Genomic DNA, 11,610 nt, shown 5'->3' on the forward strand with positions numbered 1-11,610 from the left:
GCGGCCTCACAATTTGGTGGGATCGAGTTCGATGAGAGCCTGGGCGGCGAGCAGGAATTGCGCGCCGAGCCGCAATGATGTGAGCCAGCCGTCGATCCGGCCCGAATCCGGCAGCGGGCAAAGTCCCGCGATGTCCATGAAGCCCATTTCCATGCCGTGGCGGCAGACGTCATCGAGTTCGGGCGCGAACTGCTCGAAGGGCACGAGTGTCAGCGGTGGCAATGGCGAGGCTTCCTCGAAGCCGGGGACGTACTGGTTGATGAGGTCGACATCGAAGTGCCAGGCGTTGTGCTCCGGTTGAAGGCTCTTCAAGGCGCAGCGCGCGTGGCGGAGGCGGCGCAGCTTTTTCCGCAGGCTGCTCGGGAGCTGCGCGGACCTTGCAGCGTTCGCCGCAATCATCCAATCGGGGCGGCGAGCGTTCATCATGGATGGCAGCGTCTGCTCGTCGACTTCGGCCTCGTCCATGCCATGATATTCGATCATGCATCGACGGGCAGCTTCGTCGTCTGTCTCGCAGTCCCAGTAATATATCGACATTGTGTCGAAGAGGCGCTCGTAGCCGAAGATCGGAAGGACGCAGGGCAGGTTTTGCTCGAGTTCGCGATATGCGGCGGCACGCCAGGAGATCGGCGCCTCGCTGGTCTCAATCCACCCGAGGTCAATTTGGCCTAAGCTGTCACAGACGATGGCGATCGCCGGCGGGTCGCCGTCCTCGCCCTTCAGGACGGTCATCCGCAGGTCGGCGAGATCGAGCGGCGCGAGAATGTCGAGCACTGCCGCGCGAAAGACCTGTTCGATGCGCACGCGGGCCTGCGGGCGGGTATATTGCCTGGGCGCCGTTTCGCGGGCGGCCACCCAGGCACCGATCAGCTTGTGATGCGGGCCCAGCGGGCCGTCGAACAGGGTGGGAACATCGTCGCAGATCGCGACGGATCGTCCCGCAAGATCAGCCGAGGGGCGGGAGGCGAAGCGACGGCGGCGGCTCGAGCGGCTCGCGTCCTTCGTCCGTTCGGCTTCTCGGGTCGACGACAACCCGCGCATGGAGGGCCTGGATGCGCGCGTCGCAGGCGGGCGGGGTGAAGTCGGTCGTGTCGCCATCGTCGAACTCGATCCATTGGAGGAGCGTCTTGCGGGGAGCGGCCGGGATCGCCGCGCGTTTGTCGCGTGACATGGTCAGCCCTTGGTGCCGACGGCGCGACGATATTCGGTGACATGGGCGGTGCCCGACACCCCGGCGTCCACCATCTCGGCGTTGACGATCGCCGGAAAGAGCGTGGCATGGTAGGCACGCAAGGCGGCTTGGTCATCGGCGAGGTGCGGCGGGACCGGAAGGTCGATGCCGTCATATCTGTAAGTGCGGGTGAGACGATTGATCTGCATGGGTGCCTCCCGGCTGATGTGAGAATGGTCGAGCGAAGCCCGTCAGAAGAGCGTGGCGGGCTCGTCCGGCTTGGCGTCGGCTGGCGGGCTGGTCCGCACCGGCAGTTTCGCGGCGCCGGTGGGCGCGCTCACCTTGGACGCCGCCGCAGCTTTCGCCTTGGCGGCTTCGGCGGCGGCGGTCTTGGCTGCCTCGGCGGCTTGCCGTTGCTCGGCGAGCTGGTCGGCGAGCGTCTTGCGCGTGGCGATGAGTTCCCCGAGCGCGCCGTGCGGCCCCTTGGCGAGTTCCGCGTCGATTTCCGCGGCGCTGGCGGTGATCGAGATCGGCCGGGCCTCGCCGGCTTCGAGCTTGGCTCCCGGGCCTTCGGCCTTCCGTGGAATGACGGTGAGGGTGACGGTGTCGTCTGGGCCGGCAACGAGGTCGAGCCCGAGCGAATAGCGGGTGAGCAGCGGAAGCAGGCTTGCAATCAGCATGGCGGTCAGTCCTTGTGTTGGAGAGGTGGAATCCGGTCAGGCGGCGAGGTCGGCGACCGGAAGTTGATCTCGCGGGGCGGCAGGCCCGGGGGGCGGCCCATAGGTGCAGTCGAGCGTCATGGCGCTCGGCAGCCGGCCGGACCAATCGAACCCGATCGCATTGAGCATGCTGGTGATGAGGTCGGACTTCTTGCCGGCAAGGCGCTTCGCGAACGCCTTTTGGCCCATATGGGCGACCAGGCCGCATTCGCGGGCGATGAACTTCAGCTCTTCCTTGGTATACCGGTCGAGAAATGCCTGATCCACCTTCCAGCTATCGCGCAGGTCGACCTCGAAGGCCTTCGCGAGGTCGGCGACGTGGCCGAACGTGACCACGTCCTTCGCGTAGGCGGCACCGATAACGGCAAGCACGATTTGCGCCTGCCGGTCGGGCAAGCCCTGGATCGTCGCGATCTGGGCGCCATAGTCGAGGTCGGGGAAGGTCGCGCCGACCAGCAGGCCGGCACGCGACGTCAGGGTATCAGCCTTGATCTGCGACAGCGTGCCCGACATTGCCGCGACGAGGATCGTGATGTGCGCGTGGCTGGGATTGCTCGCGAGCGCGCGGGCGAGCGCGGTGCGCCAGGTCGCCTCACGAAGGTCGGCGGTGCGGCGCGCGATCGATTCCGCGGTGACGGTCGGCTTTTGCGCCGGTGGCGCGCTGCCCGCCGGAGTTGCCGCGATCGACGGCACGGATGCACGCGGACCGATCGTTTCGTCGGCCGACGGCAGGGTATCGTCCGCATCGTCAGCATGATCGACGTCGATCTCTTCGTCGGGGCCATCCTGCTCGTCACCGTCGGAAGGGTCGACGGTCGCGGTCGCTGCGGCCCTTGCCGCTTTCGCGACGCGTTCCTCTTCCTCGAACAGGATCGTCTCGGCGGCTTCGGTCTTGAGCTGGAAGCATGTCGGATTGGTGCAATGGCCCGCGTCGACATGGGTCTCGAACAGCGCGCGCTGCGTTCCGGAATTGAACGGGCAGGTTGTGCATTCGGTCTTGTCGAAGCAGGCATAGGCAAGGGCCTGCGTGACCCGCATGAGCAGTTCGCGGGTCTTGGCCACGTCGAGGCCGGCATCCAGGATCGTTTCGAGCGCCTTGACCTGCTTGTCGGCTGGGACGGCGGCGAGGAGTTCCGCATGCCCGATCTTGATTCGGCGTTCGTCGAGCGCGGTCTTGACCGGCTCTGCAAGCTCGGCGAGTGTCAGGCGGCGATCCAGCTTTAGGCGGGACCAACCGAGGCGCCGCGCGGCTTCGGCGCGATCGCCATGGCACGCCGCGAGGTAGCGAACCGCTGCATCGGCCTGCTCGGTTTCGGAAGGGTCGTCACGGTCGTCATTCTCGGCGATCGCGGCTTCCAGGGCTTCCTGGTCGGTCATGTCGCGGATGATGACGGGGATTTCGCCCTCGAGACCAAAGGCCTCGAGCGAGGCGTTGTATCGTCGCTCACCGACAACGAGTTCGAAGACGTCGGCGCCACCCGGCGTGGGGCGGAGCAAGGGCGGCTGAATCAGTCCGCGCAGGCGGATCGAAACCACCATTTCTTCGTGCTTTTTCGGATCGAAGAAACGGCGGGGATTTTGGCCCCTTACGATCTTGGAGAGCTTCAATTTGTTGGGGTAAGCGGGTTCCAGCGTGTTCACGGCTGATCTCCTGATGGGATGTGGCTGGCCCGTCCGGGCGTGTCGTGCGCGCCTCGGAGGATGGTGCTGTCGACGATGTCGCGCGGAGCAATGTCGGCCGGGTCACCGGGGAGCGGGCATGACGGCAAACCAAAGCCGACACCCAAACCCCTCCCCCCTTCCCTCCCCAGGGCGCGGGAAGGTCCGGAGGCGGCGGCATTGCGTTCGAAAGAGTTGGGCAGGCCGCACGGAGCGCAGGCAGTTCCTGAATATCGCGCGCGAAGGCCGGCAGCGCCGTGGTGGATTATCGCGTGACCACGCGGCGGGTCAGGTCGGGGATGCGGACATTGTCGTAGGGGCTGCTCACCGACATCTCGAGCGCGTCGCGCTGGGCGCGATACCAGTCGGTGGCCTCGACCGTATAGCTCTCGGTCGCATAGGGTTCGCCGCCGCTGGCGAACTCGATCTCAATGGTGAAGACCTGAAGGTCGATGTGCGAGGAAGCCTGCATGACGATTTCCTTTCGAAACAAAAAGGGCGGCTCCGACCGAGGTCGAAGCCGCCGAGCGGACGTGAGTGTGGAACTGGGGAAGGCGGCGCCCTGATCCGCACCGGGTCGGGTGCGGTCATGCGGGAGCATTCAGATGTTCAGCAGCGCGGAACTATGCGCGAAGGGCCTTCGGCGCGGGGACGATCCGGAAAGGGACATCTCCAGCAAGATACGGCGCAGCCCAATCGCCACACCACCCATAACCACCCTCCTCCCCTCCTTTTGACTTGCCGGGCAAATATCGGCACTTGTTCGTTTACGTTTGCGCAAGTGGGCCTGGTCCAAGGCCGTTAATTCCAGCGAGAAGAGGGATATTGCATGGCCGAGACCGAAGAAGCGGGCGTCATGTCTTTGACGGTGACGTTGCTCAGCGCCTATTTCGCCAACAACACGGTCCCGAGCAGCGAACTGCCTGCGCTTGTCGAGGGCACAAGGCGGGCTCTGCTCGGCGGCGCAGCCGTCGCCGCCACGGCACCCACGGTGGAGGCCGAGAGAGACGCGGTCGAAGCCGTCGCTCCGGAGGCGCAGTTCAAGCCGGCCGTGACTATCGAGGAGAGCCTCGCCTCACCCGACCATATTCTGAGCCTGATCGACGGGAAGCCGTACAAGGCTCTCAAGCGGCACTTGTCGGCGCACGGGCTGACGACGGCCGACTATCGCGCGCGGTTCGATCTGCCCGCCGACTATCCGATGGTCGCGCCGGGCTATTCGGCCTCACGGCGCGAGGTCGCGATACGCCTTGGATTGGGTGGAAAGCGCAAGGGCCTGGCGGCGCCGACTACACCAGCCGCCGAAGCGGCGGCGGCGAGCGCACCGGGAACATCGGATGCTCCGGCGGGTGCCGAAGACGCTCAGGTCGAAGCCGCGTCGGTTCGGCGCACGCGAGCGAAAGCCGTGCCTTCCGCAGGGGCGGCGACCGCGCCGAAGAAACCGAAACGCAAGGCGGCGAGCGGGACGGCGAAGCCCGTTGCGGTGAAGGCGACCTCGAAGCCCAGGCGGAGCCGGGCATCGAAGGACAGCGTCGGTGCGGCAACAGCGCCGGAGGTCGCGCCCGCCGAGGCGCCTGCGGCCGGCTAGCGGCGGAAGGGCGGTTGCGGCACCCCTCAAGCCGCCTTTGCCTTGCCACCCATCCTGAGCACGTCATTCCAGTCCTTGAAGCCGAACGGGGGGTATTCGGTCTTGATGGTGCGCCCGGGCGCTTCGTAGGCCTCGATGGCGTTGGCCGCACCGATCTCACCCGCGATGTCGTTGTCGGGGAAGAGGAAGAGCTGCGTCACATATTCGGGAATCGCGATCTGGTGCAGACGCTCGCTGCCGAGTGTCGCCCATACAGGCATGCCGAACAGCATCATCGCCGAGAGCGCCGTTTCCACGCCCTCGGCAAGGCCGAGAACCGATGTCGCGGGCGCGAGCATCACCGCCGCGCGGTCCGGGCGCCCGAGCGTCATTCTCGGATCGGCGAGGTCGCGGGCGCGGCGTGCATCTTCGCGATCGAAAAAGGTGCGTTGGATCGCGACGAAGCGCCCGTCCCGGTGGAGGCCTCCGTCGTGCAGCGCCGCGATCATGGCGGGCCGGAAATCCACTGCATCGCCCTGCCCAAGCGGGGTGCGAGGATGGAAGCGCAGCGAGCGCGGCAGGATAGCGATCCTGCGGCGGCGCAAATAGAGCTCGGCAGGCGTTCCGCTGAGCGGCCGGGCTTCGTCCCAGATGCGTTGCGCGATCTGGCGTCGCCACAGGTCCGTTCCCATGTCCGAGGGCGCGTTTGCGGCCTTCTCGACATTGTGGAGGGCGTTCTCCTCCAGGCGCAGGATCTCATGGATGACGTCGCGCGTGGCGCAGCCGGCGAAGCATTTGAAGAGAAGTGCGTTGTCTCCGACCCGCACGGACAGGCTGGGACTGCGATCCGCGTGCGCCGGACACAGGCACATGGCGCCGCCGGGTTTCCATGTGCCGCCGAGGCGCTTGACGATTTCGGAGCCGATCGCCTCCAATTCAGGGTTTCGGTTGTTGCTGTTGCGCGCCATGGGGATATCCGAGCGGTTGGCCGGGCCCGTTCTGGTCCCTTGAGCGAGCGCTCAGCGCAGGGATGCGAGGACGGGCGGTTCAGGCAAGTGCTGGCGAATGCAGGGCTGAGGAAGCCTGAAATCATCCGGCAACCCTGCACTCCCTCCCCTCCGGGCGGGGGTCGCACCACTTTCCAGATGAATGCATTATCTGACGCAGATAAGACAAAGTGGGGCGCATGCCCGAGCCGTCAAGGCGGCGGTCGTCATGCACCTGTTTAGCTGATGGTCACATTGATTCGCGATCGGCCTGCTCGAAGTCCGAGTCTGATTTAGCGATCGCGACGTAATCATCCAGAATGGATCAATGCGGATCTGACGCCATTTACAGACAAGAACTTACAATATGCACACCACGACATGGGATTCCTTCTCGCATGAGAAAGGAAAGTGTCATGCCCATTCCCCCTGAGAGGAGTCCCGCCGGTTTCCGCACGTCCGCCAAGCCGGATAGGGAGCAGCCGAAATGATTGAGGGCTCGCGCATCACTAATACCGTTGACCGGTGCAGCATGGTCGGTTTTACGGAGCAGGTCCAGCGGCTGCGCGCAGATGAGTTCGGCCGGGATTTATTTACGATCCCCGCATTCGAGATGCTGCTCGATCTCTACACCTGTAAGAGCCGCCGGCCGCGCTCGCTGACCGCCCTGACCGCAGCATCGAGTGCATCGGAACGAAATTCGCAACGAATCGTCCACCGCTTGGCTCAACGCGAACTGGTCAAGCTGCGACGCGATCCAAGCGATGGCCGAAGGATCCTTGTCGAGCTGGAGCCCGCGACGAGAGAATTGCTTGACCGCTTCTTTGACCGGCTGGTCGAGCTCGTCGCGGTTCCGTCGGTGTGCCGCTGAGGATGCGATGCGGAGAGACAAAAGGGTATCCGGGCGCTTGTAGCGCCTTGCCATCAACTGGAAATCGTAGCAGAGTTTTTGTGCAGCGCGGGAAACGGCTGGGGACCGTCTGCAGGATAAACCTTCCAGGCATGGCAACGTGCTCATCCATGACGGTTGGGCGCACGCATTGGACGTTATTGCCCGCCACCCTCGGGTGGTTCTGTCATGCTGTCTTCGCTACTTGTCTGCCGTCGCGTATTGGCGCGCTTCGATCTCCAAACGTGCGCGTAAGCCTATGTTTCGCGCCAATGAGAATGAAGGCCCGTGCGCGCGCGCGTCCGCAGGTTACGACCATCGCCAGTTCGAGGCCGTCTATCGAAGGGAGGCACCGAAGCTGCTTTCCTTTCTCAAGCGGCGCATCTGGCTCGAGGAGGATAGGCACGATCTGGTGCAGGAGGCTTTCACGAGGCTGGTCGCTTCGCGATCCACCGCTGCGGCGAGCAATCCTGGCGCCTATTTGCAGGGAATTGTTCGGCATCTCCTCGCCGATCGCGCGCGCGCCTGGGCCAAGGCGCAATCATTCGATCCCGTTATTTATTCGGTCGGCAATGACATTGCCGGACCGGATACCGTCGCGGAGATAAACGACATGCGGGAGCGCTATCGATTGGCTGTCGAGACCCTCCCGCCAAGGACGAAAGAGGTATTCTTGCTACATCGAGCAGAAGAACTGGGATATAGGCAGATAGCTGAGCAACTCGATATCAGTATCCGAACCGTGGAGTGGCATGTGGCTGAGGCGATTGTACGCATCGGCAAGAGCATTGGAAACGCCCATGGCTGAGGACGACATGCCGGAGCCTATGCCGAGGATGGACCAGCAGATGCGTGAGGCATCCCTGTGGTTCGCCAGGATGCGGGGCCCTGATGCGGAGGAGTGGCGCCCGCAATTCGAAGATTGGCTCGCGCTCGGGGCATCGCATCGAGGAGCGTACAATCGAGCTGGCGAGATATTCGCTTTGGGCCGCTTCATGGCGGCTCAGGATGAAGATCAGACCGAAGCGAACGATAATGAGGAGAGCGGCCGCCACTGGCGATGGGCAGGAATAGCCGCAAGCCTGCTCCTGACAATCGGCATCGGAGGGTGGATCGCAAAGGTACAGCTACCTGGCACGGGTAGCACTCCCGTCCAGGTGGCACAGCCGAGGGTTGACCAGACGGCCGAACGTCAGCGGTATGCGACCCTGAATGGCTCACGAAAGACGGTGCGGCTTGCGGATGGGTCGTCGGTCGAACTCGATCCCAACAGCGAACTCTTCACGAGCTTCAGTTCTGGCCGGCGTGAGCTGAAACTCGAGCGCGGTCGTGCTCGCTTTGCGGTTGCGCATGAGACCCGCCCCTTCGTCGTCCTGGCGGGTGGAGGAAGCGTCACCGCCCGCGGGACAATTTTCGAGGTCAGCCTTGGGCGCGACGAGCGCGTGACGGTGAGGCTTCTCCGCGGAGCAGTCGATGTCGAACGTCCCAGCACTATCAAGGGAACGACCGGCCCGGCGGCTGTCGCGCGTCTTGAACCGGGCGAGACCCTCAGCTTCGCGACCATTACGTCGACCGCGCTTCGATCCGTGTTAGGAAAAGCCGAACTTCAGCCTCTCGCTCGCGTGCCGGAGATCTCGCCCGTGCGTGAGTACGAGCGGACGCCCCTGGCGGCAGTCGTGGCCGAAACCAACAGGGATTCTGCAACCGCAATCCGTCTGGGCGACCCGACAATCGGGGCGTTGCGGGTTAGCGGCCGATTCCGGGTAAATGACGCCGATCAGGTCGCCGACCGTCTCGCGATACTGTTCGATCTAAACGTCGAAAGGACGAAGCCGGACGAAATCACGCTCCGGAAAAGATAACACGAAACTTTTTAACCCCTACCCCGTAGGTTGCAGTTTTGTTGCGATGCTCCCTGAAAATCCCGCCAAATTGTCGGGAGTTTCCAAAAGGGGGCAAAGATGGTTCGAATGGGGTCTCGGTTTCGGTGCGTGCTCCTTGCAGCGGTGGCGGTCGGCTCGCTGGTGCCGGTCGCCCCTGCGCTTGCCGCAGAAGAGCGGCGCATCGAGTATCACATCGAAGCTGGGGATCTGGGCGAAGCGCTGAAGACGGTCAGCCGCCTGTCGGGCAAGGAGATCATCTTCAACTCCGAGGCGGTGCTGGGAAAGACCGCGCCGCGCCTCCAGGGATCTTTCAGCGCGGACGAAGCTGTCCGACTGCTTCTGGAAGGGGCCGACCTCGTCGCCCAATACCGAAAGGACGTCATCATCATCCGGGGGCGATCGGAGCCGTCGGGCGATCTGAGTGATCGCTCGGCGGGCGCAGGTGAGATCGTGGTTACCGGGTCACGAATCCGGGGCGCCCCGTCAACCACTCCTGTCATCGTCGCGACGCGCGAGCGGATTCGGGACGCCGGGCAATCCAACCTTGGCGAGTATATCCGTTCGGTCCCGCAGAATTTCGCGGGGGGCCAGAATCCGAGCGTGGCAGGTGGCGGCAACCAGGGAGCCGAAAACCAAAACGCCAATGGATCATCAAACCTCAATCTGCGCGGCCTGGGTGCTGACGCGACGTTGACGCTGATTAACGGACACCGGGTCGCCTATGACGCTGTGTTTGGTGGCGTCGATATCAGCGCAATACCGCTGGCCGCCATTGACCGAGTCGAGATCGTGGCTGATGGCGCGTCCGCCATCTACGGATCAGATGCCGTCGCTGGTGTCGCAAACGTCATTCTTCGACGGGATCTGAACGGGCTTATTGCGTCGGCTCGCCTCGGCGGATCGACCGAAGGCGGGAACTTTCAACAGGAATATAGCCTCGTCGGTGGGCGAAGCTGGGTCTCTGGCGGCATGGTCGCAGCTTTCGATTTCAATCGCAACACCGCGATCAATGGGCGGGATCGCGATTATACGGGCGAGATGGACGGGAGCACGACGCTCCTTCCGAAGCAGCGGCAGTATAGTGGCGTCTTGAATGCTCATCAGCAGTTATCGAGTTCGATCACGTTCGAAATCGATGCCCAATACAGTAACCGGACAACTGAGATTGCCTACCCTTATACCGCCAACTTCGACGTGACCGCCGAAGGGCTTCTCAGTCAGCCCAAAGTAGAGACATATTCCGTCACACCCACTCTGCGTATCAGCCTACCCGGACGTTGGCTTGTCTCGCTCACAGGCACGCACGGGAAGAGCAACACCCACTTGCTCTCCCGCGACTTCGCGGGGGGCGAGGAAGACGCACAAGTCCGGATCAAATACGATGGCCGTCTTAACTCGGAGGAGATCAATGCAGAAGGGCCTCTCATCGCCTTGGCTGGTGGCGACGCCCGTCTTGCGGTCGGTGCCGGGTACAGGTCGGTTGGGCTTGACGCATCGAGTCGCACGACATTCTCCGGAACAACCAGGACAACCTATGACATTTCACCGGTCCGGCGGAATTTCTTCGGCTATGGCGAGCTCGCTCTTCCTCTCATTGGGGGGCCGAGTGCGCGGCCGTTAATTCACAGGCTGCTCGTCACAGGCGCGGTCCGCTACGAGAATTATCGCGGTGTCGGTAGCCTCGCGACGCCAAAACTGGGCATTCTCTTCGAGCCAGATCCTGCGCTGGCGATCAAGGCGAGCTGGGGCAAGTCATTCAAGGCGCCCACTCTTTTCGAACAGTATCAGACTACGAAAGGAACGTTGATCTCCGGCAGGGGCTATCCGAACAACCCGGGCGGGCGGGCGGCGCTGCTGTTGTATGGTGGGGGCCGCGATCTTCAGCCGGAAAAGGCCACCACCTGGACGGCGAGCATTGAGTTCCGTCCGCTCCGCTCGTTGCGCGTCGAGGTCGGCTATTTCGATGTTCATTTCAATCAGCGGATTGTTGAGGCTATCGGGAACACCGATCGCGCATATGGCAACCCGATCTATGACAAGATGATCACCTACAATCCGAACGAAGCCCAGGTTCGAACGGCGCTGGCGCTGCTTCAGCAGCCGCTCGCCAATGCAGCTGGGCAGCCACTCGATCCGGCGAATATTAGCGCGATCTTCGACGATCGTCTTCAGAATGTCTCCCGCCAGCACGTCAATGGTGTTGACATTTCCGCCCAGTATGACCTCGAGTTTGGGCCGCAAAATCGGCTCTCGCTAACTGGGTCGGCGAGCTATTTGGCCGGAGACCAGCAGATCAGCCCTGGCCAGCCTGTGACGGAGATTGTCGGGCGAATCTTTTATCCGGCGCACTGGCGCGCGCGGGGCGGCGCGAGCTGGCAGAAGTCCGACATCACGCTCTCGGGCTTTGTGAACCACACGGGAGGTGCGAAGGACGCTTCATTCGCCCCGCCCGAGAACGTGGCCGGGTTCACCACGGTTGATCTCAGCCTGCGATATTCCCCGACGTCGTGGTCGGGCATCGGCAGAGGATTGGAATTTTTGCTGTCGGCCAACAATTTACTCGACCAAGCACCGGCTCGCATTCGCGTCTCCGATCCTACGCAAATTCCGTATGACAGCACCAATGCTTCGGTCACGGGTCGCGTCCTCAGCCTGACGATATCCAAGGCTTGGTGATGTCCTTTCGACGGGGCACGCTCCTAGGCGCGAGCTTTCTGTTCGTGCTCTTGAGCAACG

At 63.3% G+C, this 11,610-nt stretch carries 11 protein-coding genes; 5 read left to right on the forward strand and 6 right to left on the reverse strand.

Annotated features, from left to right (window positions below; all coding sequences use genetic code 11):
- Positions 1 to 6 precede the first annotated feature (6 nt).
- The 5 genes from PX554_RS19110 to PX554_RS19130 all read right to left on the reverse strand — a co-directional run bounded on the left by PX554_RS19110 (position 7) and on the right by PX554_RS19130 (position 4,021).
- Positions 7 to 1,041 carry a hypothetical protein gene (locus PX554_RS19110; protein WP_275504072.1) on the reverse strand — a complete coding sequence of 345 codons (1,035 nt, stop codon included), beginning with the start codon at positions 1,039 to 1,041 and terminating at the stop codon, positions 7 to 9.
- A gap of 132 nt (positions 1,042 to 1,173) precedes the next feature.
- A complete protein-coding gene (locus tag PX554_RS19115) occupies positions 1,174 to 1,380 on the reverse strand; it encodes a PRTRC system protein C (protein WP_275504073.1) in 207 nt (68 codons plus the stop codon).
- A gap of 42 nt (positions 1,381 to 1,422) precedes the next feature.
- On the reverse strand, positions 1,423 to 1,851 hold the full coding sequence (locus PX554_RS19120; protein WP_275504074.1) for a PRTRC system protein E: 429 nt from the start codon (positions 1,849 to 1,851) through the stop codon (positions 1,423 to 1,425).
- 36 nt (positions 1,852 to 1,887) lie between these two features.
- Positions 1,888 to 3,531 carry a PRTRC system ParB family protein gene (locus PX554_RS19125; RefSeq protein WP_275504075.1) on the reverse strand — a complete coding sequence of 548 codons (1,644 nt, stop codon included), beginning with the start codon at positions 3,529 to 3,531 and terminating at the stop codon, positions 1,888 to 1,890.
- 283 nt (positions 3,532 to 3,814) lie between these two features.
- The gene (locus PX554_RS19130; RefSeq protein WP_275504076.1) at positions 3,815 to 4,021 is read right to left on the reverse strand and encodes a hypothetical protein; all 207 of its coding nucleotides are present in this window, start codon (positions 4,019 to 4,021) and stop codon (positions 3,815 to 3,817) included.
- A gap of 357 nt (positions 4,022 to 4,378) precedes the next feature.
- On the opposite strand from PX554_RS19130, the gene PX554_RS19135 reads away from it, so the two are divergent.
- A complete protein-coding gene (locus PX554_RS19135) occupies positions 4,379 to 5,137 on the forward strand; it encodes a Ros/MucR family transcriptional regulator (RefSeq protein WP_275504077.1) in 759 nt (252 codons plus the stop codon).
- Between the two features lie 26 nt (positions 5,138 to 5,163).
- Here the strand turns inward: PX554_RS19135 and PX554_RS19140 are convergent, their stop codons facing one another.
- Complete coding sequence (locus tag PX554_RS19140; RefSeq protein ID WP_275504078.1) at positions 5,164 to 6,084, reverse strand: DUF7146 domain-containing protein; 921 nt, start codon at positions 6,082 to 6,084, stop codon at positions 5,164 to 5,166.
- Positions 6,085 to 6,589: 505 nt separating this feature from the next.
- On the opposite strand from PX554_RS19140, the gene PX554_RS19145 reads away from it, so the two are divergent.
- The 4 genes from PX554_RS19145 (at position 6,590) to PX554_RS19160 (ending at position 11,550) form a co-directional block, all read left to right on the forward strand.
- Positions 6,590 to 6,973, forward strand: a complete 384-nt coding sequence (locus PX554_RS19145) for a MarR family winged helix-turn-helix transcriptional regulator (protein WP_275504079.1) — start codon at positions 6,590 to 6,592, stop codon at positions 6,971 to 6,973.
- A gap of 277 nt (positions 6,974 to 7,250) precedes the next feature.
- Positions 7,251 to 7,799, forward strand: a complete 549-nt coding sequence (locus tag PX554_RS19150) for an RNA polymerase sigma factor (RefSeq protein ID WP_275504080.1) — start codon at positions 7,251 to 7,253, stop codon at positions 7,797 to 7,799.
- Positions 7,792 to 8,853 carry a FecR family protein gene (locus PX554_RS19155; protein ID WP_275504081.1) on the forward strand — a complete coding sequence of 354 codons (1,062 nt, stop codon included), beginning with the start codon at positions 7,792 to 7,794 and terminating at the stop codon, positions 8,851 to 8,853. Before PX554_RS19150 ends, PX554_RS19155 begins: the two co-directional genes overlap by 8 nt.
- A gap of 129 nt (positions 8,854 to 8,982) precedes the next feature.
- Entirely contained in the window at positions 8,983 to 11,550 is a 2,568-nt protein-coding gene (locus PX554_RS19160; RefSeq protein WP_275504082.1) for a TonB-dependent receptor, read from the forward strand.
- Positions 11,551 to 11,610 lie beyond the last annotated feature (60 nt).

It is taken from the genome of Sphingomonas pollutisoli (assembly GCF_029167165.1).
In the GTDB taxonomy this organism is placed as follows: domain Bacteria; phylum Pseudomonadota; class Alphaproteobacteria; order Sphingomonadales; family Sphingomonadaceae; genus Sphingomonas; species Sphingomonas pollutisoli.